The 17,531-nt window shown below is 67.6% G+C and carries 13 protein-coding genes, 1 pseudogene and 2 riboswitches; of the genes and pseudogenes, 10 read left to right on the plus strand and 4 right to left on the minus strand.

The window, feature by feature from the left end:
• The first annotated feature begins 12 nt into the window (after positions 1-12).
• Positions 13-216 (plus strand): cold-shock protein, encoded by a 204-nt coding sequence (locus tag IU449_RS03180; RefSeq protein ID WP_040796375.1) that lies wholly within the window; start codon positions 13-15, stop codon positions 214-216.
• 195 nt (positions 217-411) lie between these two features.
• Positions 412-1,188: a GTP pyrophosphokinase family protein gene (locus tag IU449_RS03185; protein ID WP_324188065.1), complete on the plus strand. Its 777-nt coding sequence runs from the start codon at positions 412-414 to the stop codon at positions 1,186-1,188.
• Between the two features lie 168 nt (positions 1,189-1,356).
• Here IU449_RS03185 and IU449_RS03190 read toward each other — a convergent pair whose 3' ends face one another.
• Positions 1,357-1,770: a hypothetical protein gene (locus IU449_RS03190; protein WP_195000452.1), complete on the minus strand. Its 414-nt coding sequence runs from the start codon at positions 1,768-1,770 to the stop codon at positions 1,357-1,359.
• Between the two features lie 460 nt (positions 1,771-2,230).
• Here IU449_RS03190 and IU449_RS03195 point away from each other — a divergent pair, with 460 nt between their 5' ends.
• The 3 genes and pseudogenes from IU449_RS03195 to IU449_RS03205 all read left to right on the plus strand — a co-directional run bounded on the left by IU449_RS03195 (position 2,231) and on the right by IU449_RS03205 (position 5,187).
• Positions 2,231-2,539, plus strand: coding sequence for a hypothetical protein (locus IU449_RS03195; protein WP_195000453.1), 309 nt, complete (start codon positions 2,231-2,233; stop codon positions 2,537-2,539).
• Positions 2,540-2,585: 46 nt separating this feature from the next.
• Positions 2,586-3,236 (plus strand): annotated as a pseudogene (locus tag IU449_RS03200) (formylglycine-generating enzyme family protein).
• A 112-nt stretch (positions 3,237-3,348) separates the two neighbouring features.
• Positions 3,349-5,187 (plus strand): AMP-dependent synthetase/ligase, encoded by a 1,839-nt coding sequence (locus IU449_RS03205; RefSeq protein WP_195000454.1) that lies wholly within the window; start codon positions 3,349-3,351, stop codon positions 5,185-5,187.
• 789 nt (positions 5,188-5,976) lie between these two features.
• Here IU449_RS03205 and IU449_RS03210 read toward each other — a convergent pair.
• The 3 genes from IU449_RS03210 to IU449_RS03220 are packed head-to-tail and all read right to left on the minus strand — an operon-like array spanning position 5,977 to position 8,744.
• On the minus strand, positions 5,977-6,993 hold the full coding sequence (locus tag IU449_RS03210; RefSeq protein ID WP_195000455.1) for an ABC transporter substrate-binding protein: 1,017 nt from the start codon (positions 6,991-6,993) through the stop codon (positions 5,977-5,979).
• Positions 6,994-7,764, minus strand: coding sequence for an ABC transporter ATP-binding protein (locus tag IU449_RS03215; RefSeq protein ID WP_195000456.1), 771 nt, complete (start codon positions 7,762-7,764; stop codon positions 6,994-6,996).
• Positions 7,764-8,744 carry a FecCD family ABC transporter permease gene (locus IU449_RS03220; RefSeq protein WP_195002279.1) on the minus strand — a complete coding sequence of 327 codons (981 nt, stop codon included), beginning with the start codon at positions 8,742-8,744 and terminating at the stop codon, positions 7,764-7,766. The genes IU449_RS03215 and IU449_RS03220 overlap by 1 nt, the downstream gene beginning before the upstream one ends.
• Positions 8,745-8,922: 178 nt before the next feature.
• A riboswitch (cobalamin riboswitch) is annotated at positions 8,923-9,141 on the minus strand.
• A 310-nt stretch (positions 9,142-9,451) separates the two neighbouring features.
• Positions 9,452-9,681: riboswitch (cobalamin riboswitch) on the plus strand.
• Between the two features lie 132 nt (positions 9,682-9,813).
• Between IU449_RS03220 and metE the strand changes: the two genes are divergently transcribed.
• The 5 genes from metE to IU449_RS03245 all read left to right on the plus strand — a co-directional run bounded on the left by metE (position 9,814) and on the right by IU449_RS03245 (position 17,428).
• Positions 9,814-12,081: a 5-methyltetrahydropteroyltriglutamate--homocysteine S-methyltransferase gene (gene metE / locus IU449_RS03225; protein WP_195000457.1), complete on the plus strand. Its 2,268-nt coding sequence runs from the start codon at positions 9,814-9,816 to the stop codon at positions 12,079-12,081.
• A 135-nt stretch (positions 12,082-12,216) separates the two neighbouring features.
• A complete protein-coding gene (locus IU449_RS03230; RefSeq protein ID WP_195000458.1) occupies positions 12,217-13,665 on the plus strand; it encodes a short-chain fatty acyl-CoA regulator family protein in 1,449 nt (482 codons plus the stop codon).
• A gap of 222 nt (positions 13,666-13,887) precedes the next feature.
• Positions 13,888-15,393, plus strand: coding sequence for a 2-methylcitrate dehydratase PrpD (prpD, locus tag IU449_RS03235; protein ID WP_195000459.1), 1,506 nt, complete (start codon positions 13,888-13,890; stop codon positions 15,391-15,393).
• On the plus strand, positions 15,390-16,304 hold the full coding sequence (gene prpB / locus IU449_RS03240; protein WP_195000460.1) for a methylisocitrate lyase: 915 nt from the start codon (positions 15,390-15,392) through the stop codon (positions 16,302-16,304). The genes prpD and prpB overlap by 4 nt, the downstream gene beginning before the upstream one ends.
• Positions 16,304-17,428: a bifunctional 2-methylcitrate synthase/citrate synthase gene (locus tag IU449_RS03245; RefSeq protein ID WP_195000461.1), complete on the plus strand. Its 1,125-nt coding sequence runs from the start codon at positions 16,304-16,306 to the stop codon at positions 17,426-17,428. Before prpB ends, IU449_RS03245 begins: the two co-directional genes overlap by 1 nt.
• Positions 17,429-17,531: the final 103 nt, after the last annotated feature.

Raw genomic sequence — 17,531 nt, forward strand, 5'->3', positions numbered from 1 at the left:
AATTTTTTTAACATGGCTCAAGGCAGCGTGAAATGGTTCAACGGCGAGAAGGGCTTCGGCTTCATCGCCCAAGACGGAGGCGGCCCTGACGTCTTCGTGCACTACTCCGCCATCGGCGGCTCGGGTTTCAAGTCCCTCGATGAGGGACAGCGCGTGGAGTTCGAGATCGGGCAGGGCCAGAAGGGCCCGCAGGCTCAGGACGTCCGCGTCATCTAGTCAGCGCGAGTTGTAAGGCTCCGCACCCTCGAGGTGCGGAGCCTTTTCTCGTTTCCCGGCCTCGGCGTGGCGTGGTTGTCCCGGCCTGCCGCGCCGGCGGGCCGCCGTCGGCCGAGGGCGTACCGTTGTCGACGTCCGGAAAACACCGGTCGGCGCGCGTAGAGTCCGCGCGACCGGTCGTCCGCAGGTGAGTCGATGGGAGAGGCCGAGGCCGTGGCGGAGGAAATTGCGGGTGGTCACGACCGGCAAGCGGCAGGCGACGACGTGATGATCGGCTACATGACCCGGATGCGGGACGAGATGACCCGCTTCGTGATGGAGTACGAGTTCGCCGTACAGGAGCTGCTCACGAAGGTGACGATCTTGCGGCAGGAGTTCTTGAATCTGCATCACTACAACCCCATCGAGCACGTCACCTCACGGGTGAAGTCGCCTCCGAGCATCGTGCGGAAAGCCCTCAGGAAGGGTGTCCCTCCCGAACTCGCCGCCATTCGCGAACACATCACCGACATCGGGGGCGTACGGGTCACCTGCAGTTTCATCTCCGACACCTATCGGGTGCTGGAGGCGCTCACCTCACAGGACGATGTGCGCGTGATCGCGGTCAAGGACTACATAGCCCATCCGAAGCCCAACGGTTACAAGAGCTTGCACGCCTTGCTCGAGATCCCGGTGTTCCTGTCCAGCGGGCGGGTGGACGTGACCGTCGAACTCCAGGTTCGCACCGTCGCGATGGACTTCTGGGCGACGACCGAACACAAGATCTTCTACAAGTTCGACGGCCATGTCCCGCAGCGGCTGATCGACGATCTGACCACTGCCGCCCGGACAGCGGCAGAACTCGACCGCCGGATGGAACAGTTGCACACCGAGGTGCACGGGGTGGACGCCCGCAACCCGAGCGCCCAGGCCGACATCGACGACGATGTGCTGCGATACTTCTGGGAGCACGCCCGCAGTTCCCGGGACTGACCCTACCGGCGTGGTTCGCGGGGCTGTTCGCCACGACCGGTAGGGATCTCGATCGAACCGATTCGGGAACTTTTCGTTGCTGAGGAATTCGCCGCAATGGCAAATTCGCCGCAATGGCGCACACCCGCGGACTCGGGGCGTGCGGCACAGCGGTTGTATACGGCAGGATCAGGCGGCGGGTTCGGGCTGGGTCAGCTCCTGGACACCGATGATCGATTCGATGATGTTGAGGAGGGCGGAGGTGCCGCCGTCGAAGGCGGAGCTGCCGGTATCGAGCAGCGCGGAGCCGGAGGCCAGGCCGCCGCCCTCGGCGGAACCCGCGGCCAGACCCGCGGAACCCGTGGCCAGCCCGGCGGAGCCCGAGGCCAGACCACCTTCGGCGACACCTGCGGCCAGGCCTGCCGACCCCGTGGCCAGGCCGGTTTCCGCGGACCCCGCGGCCAGGCCGGCGGACCCCGTCGCCAGGGCGGCGGAACCGGTGACGGCAGTGGCGCTTTCGGCGGAGGCGACAGCGGCCGGTCCGAAGAACAGGGCGGCGGCGGTGACGGCGCCGGCGGCGACGAGAGTCTTGCGAGAGATCATGGCGGAGCTTCCTTCCACTGGTGGATATCACGACACCATCACGGCGCGCACCAGCAACGTTAAGGAATCGAAATCAGCAAATCCACTCCGCTTTCTGTGTGATGAATCACCGTTAATACTTGGCAAACTGCATATTGTGTCGAGGTAACACCGCTCGATCTTGAATTCCCGAGTTCACGATCTTGAATACCTCGACAATTCGATCTTGAATACCTCGAAATTTCGATCTCGCGGCCCGGATCGAGTGATCGCTGTGCCGTGCCGGTGAGGTCCGACGTCTCGAACCGGCAACTCTCGCACCAGGATCCCTTCCGGTCGGTGTCCTTGATGACCTCGGAAGATGTTGACCAAGCGGGTATCCGGACAGCCGGTCCGCGGCAGGGCGCGGCCACCGCGCGTCGCGTTTCGACCACACATCGACTCTCGGTGGTTCAGCCGGAGCCAGACCCAGTTCTCTTCGATGCTCGGGACTCGCGGCATCTGGCATCGCGGCTGGTTCGCCGACGCCGTTCACGCGGCATGCCCGTCCGGCTGGGGACGGTTCGACACCGACCGCTGGGGACGGTTCGACACCGACCGCCCCACCGTGTTCTCCGGTGTGGGGGAGGGAGTCTGCGTAGGTCGGGACAGCGGTCAGCCCGTGACCGCGCGTTACCGGTCCCCGTTCCCGTTCACCGGAGGAACCATGCATCAGGTCATCGAGGATGTGAGCGGAAAACCATACCTGGACCTGGAAATGGCAGCGGCAGCGGCGTTCTCGCGCGATTGAGGCGGCATTCGTGACCACCGTGAACAACGCCGAGGTCCACCGCGGCATGGTCCGGATATCCGGTGCCGATTTCGCCATGGGATCGGACGACTTCTTCCCCGAGGAGCGCCCGGTGCATCGAGTACGGGTCGATGCGTTCTGGATCGATGCGCACCCGGTGACCAACGCCGCGTTCCGGCGCTTCGTGAAGCGGACAGGATACCGCACCGTCGCCGAACGAACGCCCCTGGCCGAGGACTATCCGGACGCGGAGCCGGAGAAATCTGATCCCCGGCGCGCTGGTGTTCCGGCCCACCACCCGCCCGGTACCGCTGGACGATTGGCGGCGGTGGTGGCGGTGGTGGCGGTATGTTCCCGGACAGAAACACACGCCGGGCACTACGGCGGTCGGTACGTACGCGCCCAATGGCCACGGCTTGTTCGACATGACCGGCAACGTGTGGGAGTGGACCGCCGACCATTTCCGCTCCAGCCACCCGTCGCCGACCTGTTGCGCCCCGCGCAACCCGATCGTCGACGCACCCGAGCGAACAATGGCGCAGCGGTTTCCGCGCCGTGCCGTCAAGGGCGGCTCATATCTGTGCGCGGCCGATTACTGCCTGCGCTACCGTCCCGCGGCCAGGCAAGGGCAGACCGAGGACACGGCCACCTGTCACCCCTGGGCTTTCGCTGCGTCGTACGCGACTCGGGTTCGTGACGACCACAGCAGAGCCGTCATCGCGCAGTCGATCCCCGGCCGGTCGATATCTTTCCGGTCGATCTTTTCGAGCGCCGCATCGATCGGCCCGAAATTCCCTTAGAATCGAGTAATGACGTTCCTCCGGAATTCCGAGGAGCTTTCCGATCTCAGCAAGATCGAGCACCGGGCACCTTCGGTCGCCCAGATGCTGGTCGACCGCGTCACCGCCACACCGGACGCGGAGGCATTCCGATTCCCTGACGGCGAGGGCTGGGTCGGCGTCTCATGGAAGCAGTTCGGTGCGCGCGTCGACATTCTGGCCGCCGGGTTGATCGCGCTCGGAATCCAGGCCGAGGACCGGGTCGCGCTCGTGTCGTCCACGCGGTACGAATGGGTGCTCGCCGACTTCGCCGTGATGTGCGCCGGCGCGGCCACCACCACGGTGTACCCCACCATGAACGCCCCGGGCGTCGCGTTCATCGTCGCCGACTCGGGCAGCCGTGTCGTCGTCGCCGAGGATCAGGCCCAGGTCGACAAACTGATCGAGCGCCGCGCCGAGTTGCCCGACGTGCAACAGGTGGTGGTCTTCGACGGCGAGGGTGACGGAGACTGGGTGATCGCACTCGATGATCTCGAAGAACGCGGGCGCGGACTGCTCGCCGAATCTCCCGACGCGGTGGCCGATCGTATCCGCGGCATCCGGCCCGAGCACTTGGGCAGCATCATGTACACCTCGGGGACGACCGGCACCCCGAAAGGCGTCAGGTTGCCGCATTCGGCGTGGACGTACAGCGCGGCAGCGATCGACGTCCTGCGTGTTCTCGGCCCCGACGACCTGAACTTCCTGTGGCTTCCGCTGTCGCACGCGTTCGGCAAGGTGATGTTGGCGCTGTCACCGCTGGTCGGCTTTCCCACAGCCATCGACGGTCGGGTGGACAAGATCGTCGACAACCTCGTGATCTTGCGTCCCACCATCGTGGCGGCCGCCCCGCGCATCTTCGAGAAGGCGCATGCCCGTATCGAGGGCATAGTGGCCGACGAAGGCGGGATCAAGAAGAAGCTTTTCGACTGGGCGGTCGGGGTCGGTCTGAAGGTCTCGCACGCGCGACAGGCCGGCCAGGATCCGTCGTTGCCGGTCGCCTTACAGCACAAGGTCGCCGACAAGCTGGTGCTCTCCAGAATCCGTGAACGCTTCGGTGGCCGGCTGCGGTACTTCGTCTCGGCAGCGGCCCCGCTGGACCGCGATGTCGCGCAGTGGTTCGACGCGATCGGTGTCATCGTGCTCGAAGGCTACGGCCTGACCGAGACCGCCGCCGCGTCGTTCATCAACCGCCCGGACGCCTACCGGTTCGGAACCGTCGGCAAGCCGTTCCCCGGCACCGAGGTGAAGATCGCCGAGGACGGCGAGATCCTGATTCGCAGTCCGGGTGTGATGAGTGGCTACCACAACCGCCCCGAGGCCACCGCCGAGGCGATGGACGCGGACGGCTGGTTCCGTACCGGCGACATCGGCGAGATCGACGCGGACGGCTTCCTGCGCATCACCGATCGCAAGAAGGACTTGTTCAAGACCTCGCAGGGCAAATACGTCGCGCCCTCCGCGATCGCCGCCAGGTTCAAGGGGATGTGCCCCTACGCGGCGGAATTGATCGTCTACGGAGAGTCGCGGCCCTATTGCGTCGCCCTGGTCGGTCTCGATGCCGAGAGCATCGCCGAATGGGCAGGAAAGCATGGTCTGGCCGACAAACCGCTCACCGATATCGCGCGGGACGAGAAGATCCACGAGGTGATCGCCGCCTACGTCGACAACCTGAATGCCCAACTCGATCGCTGGGAACAGATCAAGAAATTCGACATCATCGACCACGAACTGTCCGTAGAGGCCGGTGATCTCACACCGAGTATGAAACTGCGCCGCAAGATAGTCGTCGACAAACTCGCCGACAGCATCGACGCGCTCTATCGGTGACGCCGACCGAGGATCGGCGCTTCGCCCTGCGCGGTGCGTCCCCCTCCTCGGTGTCCCGGTGCCGGTCTATTCGCCGGATCGTTTCCGCCGCCGTAACGCGTCGAGATCGACGACATTCCCATCGGACTCGGCACGGCCCGGGGCTCCCTTGGGGGCGGGGTGCCGCCCCGAGCCGGGGTCGATCGGCCACCATCCCGTCTCCCGTTGCAGGTCCGATCGCAGGACGGGCTTGGTCGGCGGTAGGTCGAAGACGGAGCCGCCGTCCGAACGCCATGTTTTGTGGGGACGCCCGCCGGCCTCTTCCGTCACGCGCCGCGGGCGACGCGGTAGCCGGGTGACTTTCGACGTGCCGTCTCCCGCTCCGGGGGTCTCCATAACCTGCATTCTAGCGGCCCGTGTCCAATGAATGAGACCACCCGGTATCGGAGTTCTGTCGGCCCTGGTGAGGTACTGGAGGAAACGAACTCGCTGCCGCACAGCTCGCGTGCGTGGTCGGTGGGGTGGGAGAAGACGTTCCACAACGATCCGTGTATCTGTGCCCGAAGGGGGGGACACATCCGCTGAACACGCGGATCGACCTGCGGAAATGACGAAGAACGGTGATTGAGTCAGGCGTAGTTCTATGGCGAATCGCCTCGGTGAGTTCGGAGAGACTGAAACTACTGGACCCTGGACCCCCGGAGACTTCGGTGAACACGTGTGCTGAATCCGATAGCAGCGCCGGCGCGGTGTCGGTGATGCGGCGGAGATCCCCGTAGGGCGGCGCACACGGCGCCGCCCGAGGATCGGTCAGAAGCCCTTCGAGCGCAGGAACTCCGCGACGGTGACGACCGCCTGGGGATTGCGTGGTCCCTCCACCAGCGCGGCGTAGGGCAGCGCGATGATGTTGTCCTCGCGAACGGCGGCGGTGCCCGCCATCAGCGGGTGCTGTCGCAGCTGCTCGATCTTCGCCGACACCGAGTTCTCCGGCCCGGCGCCGTAATCGACGATCACGATCGCCTGCGGATCGCGTTGTGCCGCGGCCTCCCACGACGTGCTGGTCCACGAGTTGTCGATGTCGTCGAAGATGTTCGCGCCACCGGCTTCGCGGATGATCTGCGAAGGCGCCGCCCTGCGGCCGGAGGTGAACGGCTCCGGTGTCGCGCTGTCGAACAGGAACACCCGCGCGGGCTCCTGGCCTTCGGGCGCGCTCGCGGCGGCTTCGGCGACCTGGGCGCGGTAGCCGGCGACGAGTTCGTCGGCGCGGTCGCGGACGCCGAAGATGTTGCCGAGGTTGGTCAGGTCCGCATACAGCGCATCGAGTGGTTCCATCACTCCGCGCCGGTCGCTGCCGGGCTGCCTGCAGGCCTCGGTCAGCTGGTAGGGGACCGCGCCGATGGAGCGTACCCAATCCGGTGTCAGGCCGGTGGACTCCTTGAACCCGTAGTTCCAGCCGGCGAAGACGAAGTCGGGGGCAGCGGCCTGGACGATTTCGCGGGTGAACGCCAGGCCGAGTTCCGGGGTGGACTCGAATTCGGCGCGCCAGGGCGAGGATTCGACGTCGCGTTCCTTGCCGGGATAGCTGGTGTAACCCACGAGGCGATCGGCAAGGCCGAGGGCGAACATGATCTCGGTGATGCCGGTGTCGTTGGCAACCACCCGCTGGGGCACGCCCTCCACGGTCAGCGGCGTACCACAGTTGACTACCGTGACCGCGGCGGCGTCGCCTGCCGCGGCGGGCTGTTCCACCTCGGCACCGCAGGCGGTCACCGTGGCGAGCAGTGCCACGGCGGCCGCGAATGCCGAACCCGTGCGCGTCAACCGCATCTATTGCTCCTGTTCGTCGAAGATGATCTGGGGCACGCCCAGCCTCGGATGGGTGACGATGTGGCCGCCGATGGCGAACCAGCGGCGCACGATTCCGGGGGTGAGCACGTCTGCGGGCGTGCCCGAGCACACCAGGCGGCCGCGGTTGAGCACGAAGAGCCGGTCGCAGTACTGGGCGGCGAGGTTGAGGTCGTGCAGGGCCGCCACCACGGTGATTCCCAGGGCGCGGGCGGCCGACAGCAGGCTGTACTGATGGTGCACGTCCAGGTGATTGGTCGGCTCGTCGAGCACCAGCACCCTGGGCTGCTGCGCCAGCGCGCGGGCGATCAGGACGCGCTGGCGTTCACCACCGGACAGAGACAGGAAACCGCGGTGCGCCAGATGCCCGGCGTCGGCGGTCGCCATCGCCTCGGCGCAGATCCGCTCGTCCTCCCGCAGCGTCGACCGCAGCGCAGCAGCATGCGGCAACCGCCCGGTCTCGACGACCTCGCGGGCGGTGAAGTCGAACTGCATGTCGGTGTCCTGCGTCAGCGCGGCCACCTGTCGGGCATTGTTCTTCATGCTGATCGCGGCGATGTCGTCGCCGTCGACGAGGACCCGGCCCGACGCCGGGGACAACGCCCGGTACAGGCAGCGCAGCAGGGTCGACTTGCCACTGCCGTTCGGGCCGACGATGCCGACGAAACTGCCTGCCTCGATACCGAGCGTCACCGATTCGACGATGCGCGCGCCGTCGATCTCGACGGACACGTCCTGGTAGTCGACCCGCATCACCGGCCACCCACCATCGCGCCGCGCCTGCGCATCAACAGCAGGAACACCGGCACACCGACCGCCGCGGTGATCGCACCGAGCGGCAACTCCTGCGGTGGGACCAGCGTGCGGGCGAGCAGATCGGCGGTCACCAGGAACACCGCCCCCAGCAGTGGCGCGATGACGATCAGCCTGCGGTGATCGGCGCCGACCAGCAACCTGGCCACGTGCGGCACCACCAGGCCCACGAAACCGATGGCCCCGCACACCGCCACGAAACAGCCGGTCATCGCGGCCGCGACCACGAACAGCAGCAGCCTCAGCCGGGCGGCGTCCATACCCAGCGCGGCGCTGACCTCGTCGCCCATCGACAGCGCGTTCAGTCGTCGCGCACACACCACGATCACCACCGAACCCGCCGCGCAGACCACGGCCACCGAGGGAACCGCGCTCCATGTGACGCCAGCCAGGCTGCCGAGCAGCCAGAACATCACCGACCGGGCCGCGTCCCCACGCGGCGCCAGGAACACCAGCACCGTTGTCGCAGCGGAGAATCCGTATCCGAGAGCCGCGCCGGTCAGCACCAGACGCAACGGCACCAGCCCCGCGGCCGTGCGCGCCATCAGGTACACGAGCACGGTCGCGGCCAGCGCGCCCGCGAACGCCGCCGTCGACAGTGCGTAGACCCCGAGCGCGCCGAAGGCGCCGAACAGCACGACCGCGGCCGCGCCCACCGACGCTCCTGAGGAGATGCCGAGCACGTACGGATCGGCCAGCGCGTTGCGCACCATCGCCTGCACGATAAGCCCGACCCCGCTCAACCCGGCGCCCACCAGCGCCGCGGTGAGCACACGCGGCAGCCGGGAATCCACCACGATCCGGTAGTTGGCGATATCGGCGGCCGCCACGGGGCCACCGGAGAGCTCGGCCCACAGGAACCCGAGGGCATCGCGCCAGGGGATGGGCGCGGTACCGAACATCAACGCGAGAATCGACATCGCGAGCAACGCCACAAGGGTGGCGGCGGCCAAGGTGGCCACGGACAATCGACGCACTACCAGAACCTTCACGGATCGAACCCGGCCGGTCGATCCGAGACAGCACACGAGGACGTGCACGCAGAGCGAGCCCGTGACCTCGCCGACCGCTCCCTCGGGGTCGACAAGCGACCACACCGAACGGCGCGGCCACGCCGGCAGGTCTTCGGACTCGTGGACCCGGGACCGGACGAACCGATCCCACCTACTAGCGGTCGCTTCCCGGGTGGACACCCAGTGCTGTGTGACCGCGGTCGTTCCCACTCACCGCTGCGGGGCAGTTCCGGACTTCCACCGGATTCCCTCTTGCGAACCGCCCGGCCGAAGCCGAGCGGTAGCCGACGCGCCGCCACGGTAACACTCGCGCCGATGGTGCAGCGCCACGGTCACGCGTTCGATATGGCCCACGGAGTTCAGCTGAGGTGGTGATGGCATGCGTGCGGACCTGGTGGCGGCGCGTACTCCGTTGAGCCGGTCGCCCAGCTGACGATCCCGGCAGTTCCGGTGGTCCGCTGCATCGAATGGCATCCCGCCCGCCGTGCGTCGTCGAGGTGCTCGACCGGAGCGTCGGCTCGGTTTCGGTGAGGACCCCGGTAGGCGGGGGAGTGGTGCTGGCCTATCCTGGTTCCGCAGCTGGTTCGTCCCGTGCCGCTGTGGTGTGCGCGGGACGTCGAAGCTCCTCGCTCGGTGACGAGCGGAGGGCGAGAGGGAACCCGGTGAGAATCCGGGACTGTCCCGCAGCGGTGAGCGGGAACGACCGCCGTCACACAGCACTGGGCCACACGGCCTGGGAAGCGACGGCGTGGTAGTACCAGCCCGGGAAGTGCTCGATCCCGGGTCGACCCGTCGTGGTCGATGCCCGCGAGTCCGAAGACCTGCCGGTTGTGCTGGACACGCCGTGTCCAGCGGCCGTCGCCTCGCGGATTGGGCGCTACGCCGACATCTCACGCATTCGGTTTGTCCGGGTGCGTTGTCGTCGTGCGCGTCCGGACAGGTGGCGGCTGACCCTGCCATCGACGGAGCACATGACATGTCGAAACCTCTGAGTCCGTTCAGCGCGACGGTGCTGGGACTGCCGCGAATCGGACCGAACCGGGAACTCAAGCGGGCCGTCGAGGCCTACTGGGCGGGACGCACCGACGCGCCGACGCTGCACCGGAGCGCGAAAAAGCTGCGCGTCGACCAATTACGGGTCGCGCAGGCCGCCGGTCTGGATTCGGTCCCGGTGGGCACCTTCTCCTACTACGACCATGTGCTCGACACCGCGGTGCTGCTCGGTGTCCTGCCCGAACGGGTGTCGGGTATCGAGGACGACCTGGACCGCTACTTCGCGGCCGCGCGCGGCACCGACACCATCGCCCCGCTGGAGATGACCAAGTGGTTCGACACCAACTACCACTATCTCGTTCCCGAGCTCGCCGCCGACACCGCATTCACGCTGGATCCGGGCAAGCTGCTCGGTGAACTGGCCGAGGCGCAGGAGCTGGGCGTGCCCGCCCGGCCGGTGGTCGTCGGCCCGGTGACCTTCCTGAAGCTGGCCAAGACCGTCGACGGCAGTGCAGCGCTGGACCGGATCGCCGATCTCGTGCCGCTCTACCGCAGGTTGCTGTCCCTACTGGCCGAGGCGGGCGCGGTGTGGGTGCAGATCGACGAGCCGATCCTGGTGACCGATCTCGACGAGGCCGAACTCGAACTCGTCACCTCGGTCTACCGGGAGCTGGCCGGGGCCACCGACCGACCCGCGCTGCTGGTGGCGACCTACTTCGGCAAGCCCGGTCCCGCTCTCGCGGCGCTGGCGGCCACCCCGGTGGAGGCCATCGGGGTCGACTTCGTCTCCGGCGCCACGGTCGAGGAGGTCGCGTCGCTTCCGGCGTTGGCGAGCAAGCTGCTGGTCGCCGGCCTGGTCGACGGCTACAACGTCTGGCGCACAGATCCGGACCGGGCGCTCGGGGTGCTGGCGACGCTGCTGGGCAGCGCTGCGGCCGTCGCGGTGTCCTCGTCGTGCTCGCTGCTGCACGTGCCCTACTCGCTGGAACAGGAGCCCGAGGTGGAGCCGCGGCTGCGCTCGTGGCTGGCCTTCGGCGGGGAGAAGGTCGCCGAGATCCGCATGCTGGCCACCGCGCTGCGCCAAGGCGCCGACGCCGTCGCCACCGAACTCGCCGAGGCACGGGCCGCGATCGCCGACCGACGGCAGGACCCCCGCCTGCACAACGGCGCGGTCCGGGCGCGGCTCGAGTCCCTCGGGCCCGATGCCGCGCGGCGCGCGCCCGCCGAGCAGCGTGGGCAGGCCCAGCAGCAACGGCTGAACCTGCCCCCGTTGCCGACCACCACGATCGGTTCGTTCCCACAGACTGGGCAGATCCGTGTCGCCAGGGCCGAACTGCGTGCCGGGAAGATCGATGCCGCCGAGTACGAGCGCCGGATGCGCGCCGAGATCGCCGCGGTCCTCACCTTGCAAGAGGAGATCGGCCTGGACGTGCTCGTGCACGGTGAACCCGAACGCAACGACATGGTCCAGTACTTCGCCGAGCAGCTCGACGGCTTCTTCGCCACCGCCAACGGCTGGGTCCAGTCCTACGGCACCCGCTGCGTGCGCCCGCCGATCCTCTACGGCGATGTCACCCGTCCGCGGCCGATGACCGTCGCGTGGAGCACCTACGCGCAGTCGCTGACCGACAAGTCGGTCAAGGGGATACTCACCGGACCGGTCACCATCCTGGCCTGGTCGTATGTGCGCGACGACCAGCCCCTGGCCGACACCGCACGTCAGATCGCGCTGGCTATCAGGGACGAGACGGTGGACCTGCAGGCCGCGGGCATCAGGATCATCCAGGTCGACGAACCCGCGCTGCGCGAACTGCTGCCGTTGCGCGAGGCCGACAAGCCCGCCTATCTCGACTGGGCAGTGCACGCCTTCCGGCTGGCCACCAGCGGTGTCTCCGACGCCACCCAGGTCCACACCCACCTGTGCTACTCGGAATTCGGCGAGATCATCGGCGCCATCGCCGGACTGGACGCCGACGTGACCTCGATCGAGGCGGCGCGCTCGCATATGGAGGTGCTCGACGATCTGAACGCCGCCGGCTTCGATCTGGGAGTCGGTCCCGGCGTCTACGACATCCATTCGCCTCGCGTGCCGAGCGTCCAGGAGATCATCGAGTCGCTGCAGCGAGCCCTGAAAGCCGTCCCGCCGCAACGGTTGTGGGTCAACCCCGACTGCGGGCTCAAGACCCGCCGCACCGAGGAGGTGGTCGCCTCGCTGCGCAACCTCGTGGCCGCGGCCGCCGCGCTGCGCTGAGAATGCCCGTGACCGGGTGACGCGCTCGTGACCGGGCGGCCGACGGCGGTATTCGCACCGTGTCGGCCGCCCGGTCGTCGAGGAACTCGGTCGTGGTGTGTCGGGCCGGAGATGTTCGTCGGAAAGGTGGTCGCGATGGAGAAGATGTATGCGGGGGGCAGGCTGCGCGCCCTGCGGGAGCAGCGCAAGCTGTCGCAGTCCGGGTTGGCAAAAATGCTCGGGTTGTCGGTGAGCTATGTCAACCAGCTCGAGAACGACCAGCGGCCGCTGACCGTCCCGGTGCTGATGCGGTTGACCACGACCTTCGACCTCGAAGTCGGCTTCTTCGCCCCGGAGACCGACGCGCGCCTGCTCGCGGACCTGCAGGAGGTCTTCGCCGAGAATCCCGAGGCGGGCCCGCTGACCAGCGGTGAACTCGACGACCTGCTGTCCCGGGCGCCCGCCGCCGCGCGGCTGCTGATCCATCAGCATCGTCGGCTGCGCGCCGCCGACGACCAACTCGACCAACTGACCGCGGGTATCGACGGACCGGCGGCGGCTCCTCGGGCGGCGATGCCCTACGAAGACGTCCGCGACTACTTCTACGACCGCCGCAACCACATCCCCGCACTCGACCTCGCCGCCGAGCAGCTCTTCGACCGCAACGGATTCACCCTCGGCGGCCTGGACCTGCAACTGGCACGGCTGTTGCGCGACCAGCACGACGTGGCGGTGCGGATCCGCTCGGAGAATCCGGCCAAGCCGGGCCCGAAACGGATCTACGACCTCGCGACCCGCACTCTCACTCTCGCCCGCCGCCTCACCGCGGGACAGCGGGCATTCCAGCTCGCGACCCAACTGGCCTTCATCACCCAGACCGACGTGATCGAGGAATTGCTCGCCGAGACCGCGAGCCTGCCCGCGGAGTCGCGCCGCCTCTTGCGTATCGGACTCGCCAACTACTTCGCCGGCGCGCTCATTCTCCCCTATGGGAGATTTCTCGAAGCCGCCGAAAAAGCGCGCTACGACATCGATCTGCTCTCCGCTCAATTCGAGGTCGGATTCGAAACGGTATGTCACCGCCTGTCAACTCTGCAGCGGCGGGGCAGGCGCGGCGTGCCGTTCTTCTTCGTTCGCACCGACCGCGCGGGAAATATCTCGAAACGCCAGTCCGCCACCGCCTTCCACTTCTCCCGCGTCGGAGGAAGCTGCCCGCTGTGGGTGGTCCACGACGCCTTCGCGACCCCGGGCCGGATCAGGACACAGATCGCGCAGATGCCCGACGGCCGCACCTACCTGTGGCTGGCACGCACGACCGGAGAACGCAGCCCGGGCTATCGCGCGCCCTCCCGCGACTTCGCCGTCGGTCTCGGCTGTGACCTGACCTTCGCCGACAAACTCGTCTACTCACGGGGCCTGCCGATCCACGACCCCGCCGAAGCGGTGCCGATCGGTGCGGGCTGCCGGGTGTGCGAGCGCGGCGACTGCGCTCAGCGCGCGTTCCCGCAGATCGGCAGGCCGCTGGCCGCCGACGAGAACCGGCCGGCTGCTACCCCTTATGCCCCTGCCTCGCCAGTGGCCGGCTACCGGGCCGATCAGTGGTGATTCACCGGTAGCGGATCCGCGGACCTGCTCGGCACCGGTGCGCGGTGGCGCGAAATCGGCGATTCCCGGCCCGGAACATCCCTGTGAATTCCTTTCGCAGGTTACACAGAAATATCGCGAGGCTTCCACAGAATTCGCTCTCTGCAACGGCTTTTCCGCAGGTAGTCGCCCTCGGTAGCGTTCGGGCCAAGCGAATACGACGACGCCATGGAGGCCTGATCCGTGAAGAATCATCTCGTCCGCACCCACCGCTCGGCAGAGCACTTCCCGCGAGAGGAGCACCTGGCCTGGCGCATCGCCGAGGTCGCGGCCGACCCGGTCGAGGTCACCGCGCAGGTCGAGGAGATGATCGTCAACCGGATCATCGACAACGCGGCTGTCGCGGCGGCGTCGCTGATCCGCCGCCCGGTGTCCAACGCGCGGGCACAGGCGCTGGCGCATCCGTATCAGCCCGGCGCGACCGTGTTCGGCGTCGACGGCCGTTTCTCCCCGGAATGGGCTGCCTGGGCCAACGGCGTCGCGGTGCGGGAACTGGATTTCCACGACACCTTCCTGGCCGCCGAGTACTCCCATCCCGGTGACAACATCCCGCCGATCCTGGCGGTGGCCCAGCACACCGGCCGCACCGGCCACGACCTGATCCGCGGCCTGGCCACCAGCTACGAGATCCAAATCGACCTGGTCCGTTCGATCTGCCTGCACGAGCACAAGATCGACCACGTCGCCCACCTGGGCCCCTCGGCGGCCGCGGGCATCGGCACCCTGCTCGGCCTGGATCCTGAGACCATCTATCAGGCCATCGGCCAGGCGCTGCACACGACCACCGCCACCCGTCAGTCCCGCAAGGGCGAGATCTCCAGCTGGAAGGCCTACGCGCCCGCTTTCGCGGGCAAGATGGCCGTCGAGGCCGTCGACCGGGCGCTGCGCGGCGAGGGCGCGCCGTCACCGATCTGGGAGGGCGAGGACGGTGTGATCGCCTGGCTGCTCGACGGCCCGGACACGGAGTACTCGGTGCCGCTGCCGGGGCCGGGCGAGCCCAAGCTCGGCATCCTCGACACCTACACCAAAGAACACTCCGCCGAATACCAGTCGCAGGCCCCGATCGACCTGGCCCGCCGCATGCGGGACCGGATCGGCGATCTGGATCAGATCGCCTCGATCGTGCTGCACACCAGCCACCACACTCACGTGGTCATCGGCACCGGCTCGGGCGATCCGCAGAAGTTCGACCCGACCGCCTCGCGCGAAACCCTCGACCACTCGGTCATGTACATCTTCGCCGTCGCGCTGCAGGACGGCACCTGGCATCACGAGCGCTCCTACGCGCCCGAGCGCGCGCGGCGTCCGGACACCGTGGAGCTGTGGCGCAAGATCTCCACCGCCGAGGACCCGGAATGGACGCGCCGCTACCACTCCACCGACCCGAACGAGAAGGCCTTCGGCGCCCGCGCGGAGATCACCCTGAAGAGCGGCGAGGTCATCGTCGACGAGTTGGCGGTCGCCGACGCCCACCCGCTGGGCGCTCGTCCGTTCGCCCGCGAGCAGTACATCACCAAGTTCCGCACCCTCGCCGAGGGTGTCATCGATCCGGTCGAGCAGGACCGCTTCCTCGAGGTGGTCCAGCGTGCGGGTGGGCTGTCCGCGAGTGAGTTGTCGGAGCTCACGTTCACCGTCTCCGCGGACGTGCTCGCCCGTGCGCCCCGGTCGCCGAAGGGACTGTTCCGATGACCGGCCTGCTCGCCTCGACCACCTCGGCCGCCGACAAACGTGTCGCCTTCCGCTCGGGCCTGACCTCGGGGAGCATCCAGCGCATCCCGGGCGCGTTCAACCCGCTGGTCGCCGAGCTCATCCAGGAGATCGGCTTCGAGGGCGTCTACGTCTCCGGCGCGGTGCTCTCGGCCGACCTCGGCCTGCCCGACATCGGGCTGACCACCCTGACCGAAGTCGCAGGCCGCGGCCACCAGATCGCGCGGGTCACCGATCTGCCGGTGCTCATCGACGCCGACACCGGATTCGGTGAGCCGATGAGCGCGGCACGGACGGTCAGCGTCCTCGAGGACGCCGGGATCGCGGGCTGCCATCTCGAGGACCAGGTCAACCCGAAGCGCTGCGGCCACCTCGACGGCAAAGCCGTGGTCCCCACCGACGAGATGGTGCGCAGGCTGGCCGCTGCCGTATCCGCGCGCCGCGACCCGAACTTCGTGATCTGCGCCCGCACCGACGCCGCGGGCATCGAGGGCATCGACGCCGCCGTCGACCGCGCGAAAGCCTACGCCGAGGCAGGCGCGGACCTGATCTTCACCGAAGCGCTGCACACCCCGGCGGACTTCGAGAAGTTCCGTGCCGCGGTCGACACGCCGTTGCTGGCCAACATGACCGAGTTCGGCAAGTCGGAACTGTTGTCGGCCTCGACCCTGGAGAAAATCGGCTACAACGCCGTCATCTACCCGGTCACCACCCTGCGCCTGGCCATGTACGCCGCGGAGGCCGGCCTGCGCGAGATCTTCGCCGAGGGCACCCAGTCCGGTCTGCTCGACCGCATGCAGCACCGGAGCCGTCTCTACGAGCTGCTGCAGTACGAGCGCTACAACGAATTCGATTCCGAGGTCTTCAATTTCACGCTGGGAAGGAATCAGTGATGACGGATACCGCGATACCGACCATCTACAAGGGGCTGGCCGGAGTCGTCGTCGACACCACCGCCGTCTCCAAGGTGGTCCCGGAAACGAACTCGCTGACCTACCGCGGCTATCCGGTCCAGGATCTGGCGGCGCACTGCTCCTTCGAACAGGTCGCCTACCTGCTCTGGTACGGCGAACTGCCCACCGATGCCGAACTGGAACGCTTCCAACAGCAGGAACGCGCGTCCCGCCGAGCCGACCGGTCGTTGCTGTCGCTGGTCGCCAAGCTGCCCGACAACTGCCACCCGATGGATGTGGTGCGCACCGCCATCAGCTACCTGGGCGCCGAAGACCCGCTCGAGGACGACAACTCCGCGAAGGCCAACCGCGCCAAGGCATTGCGCATGCTGGCCGTGCTGCCGACCATCGTCGCCGCCGACCACCGGCGCCGCCGCGGCCTCGACCCGATCGCCCCGCATTCCCACCTCGGTTACGCGCAGAACTTCCTGAACATGTGCTTCGGGGAGATCCCCGCACCCGAACTGGTCAAGGCATTCGAAGTCTCGCTGATCCTCTACGCCGAGCACAGCTTCAACGCCTCCACCTTCGCCGCCCGCGTGGTCACCTCGACACTGTCGGACATCTACAGCGCGGTCACCGCCGCCATCGGCGCCCTCAAAGGCCCCCTGCACGGCGGTGCCAACGAAGCGGTCATGCACGACATGCTCGCCATCGGCGACCCGTCCCAGGCCGAAGCGTGGATGCGCGAGAAGCTGGCGAAGAAGGAAAAGGTCATGGGCTTCGGCCACCGGGTCTACAAGAACGGTGACTCCCGGGTGCCCACCATGAAGAAGGCCTTCCTCGACATCGCCGCCGCCACCGACGGCGGCAAGTGGGTGCAGATGTACGAGATCCTCGCGCGCACCATGAACGAGGCCACCGGCCTCGAGCCCAATCTCGACTTCCCGACCGGCCCGGCCTACTACCTGCTCGGTTTCGACATCGAGGTGTTCACCCCGATCTTCGTGATGAGCCGGATCACCGGCTGGACCGCCCACATCATCGAGCAGGGTGAATCCAACGCCCTGATCCGGCCGCTCAGCGAGTACGTCGGCGTCCCGCAACGGCCCGTCGTCGCCTGAGCCCGTCCTTTACATCCAGTCGTCGATGGCCGGCACAACCATTTCGCCACGGACCGCGCTGTTCGATCAGCTCGGTCTTCATGCCCGCGGTTTCGGTGCCCGC

Origin of the sequence: Nocardia higoensis, from assembly GCF_015477835.1 — a bacterium.
In the GTDB taxonomy this organism is placed as follows: domain Bacteria; phylum Actinomycetota; class Actinomycetes; order Mycobacteriales; family Mycobacteriaceae; genus Nocardia; species Nocardia higoensis_A.

Bases quoted from the DNA above. Each gene is read 5' to 3' on its own strand.
- IU449_RS03180 (WP_040796375.1), top strand. From the start codon at position 13: ATGGCTCAAGGCAGCGTGAAATGGTTCAACGGCGAGAAGGGCTTCGGC.
- IU449_RS03185 (WP_324188065.1), top strand. From the start codon at position 412: ATGGGAGAGGCCGAGGCCGTGGCGGAGGAAATTGCGGGTGGTCACGAC.
- IU449_RS03190 (WP_195000452.1), bottom strand. From the start codon at position 1,770: ATGATCTCTCGCAAGACTCTCGTCGCCGCCGGCGCCGTCACCGCCGCC.
- IU449_RS03195 (WP_195000453.1), top strand. From the start codon at position 2,231: ATGCTCGGGACTCGCGGCATCTGGCATCGCGGCTGGTTCGCCGACGCC.
- IU449_RS03205 (WP_195000454.1), top strand. From the start codon at position 3,349: ATGACGTTCCTCCGGAATTCCGAGGAGCTTTCCGATCTCAGCAAGATC.
- IU449_RS03210 (WP_195000455.1), bottom strand. From the start codon at position 6,993: ATGCGGTTGACGCGCACGGGTTCGGCATTCGCGGCCGCCGTGGCACTG.
- IU449_RS03215 (WP_195000456.1), bottom strand. From the start codon at position 7,764: ATGCGGGTCGACTACCAGGACGTGTCCGTCGAGATCGACGGCGCGCGC.
- IU449_RS03220 (WP_195002279.1), bottom strand. From the start codon at position 8,744: ATGTCGATTCTCGCGTTGATGTTCGGTACCGCGCCCATCCCCTGGCGC.
- metE (WP_195000457.1), top strand. From the start codon at position 9,814: ATGTCGAAACCTCTGAGTCCGTTCAGCGCGACGGTGCTGGGACTGCCG.
- IU449_RS03230 (WP_195000458.1), top strand. From the start codon at position 12,217: ATGGAGAAGATGTATGCGGGGGGCAGGCTGCGCGCCCTGCGGGAGCAG.
- prpB (WP_195000460.1), top strand. From the start codon at position 15,390: ATGACCGGCCTGCTCGCCTCGACCACCTCGGCCGCCGACAAACGTGTC.
- IU449_RS03245 (WP_195000461.1), top strand. From the start codon at position 16,304: ATGACGGATACCGCGATACCGACCATCTACAAGGGGCTGGCCGGAGTC.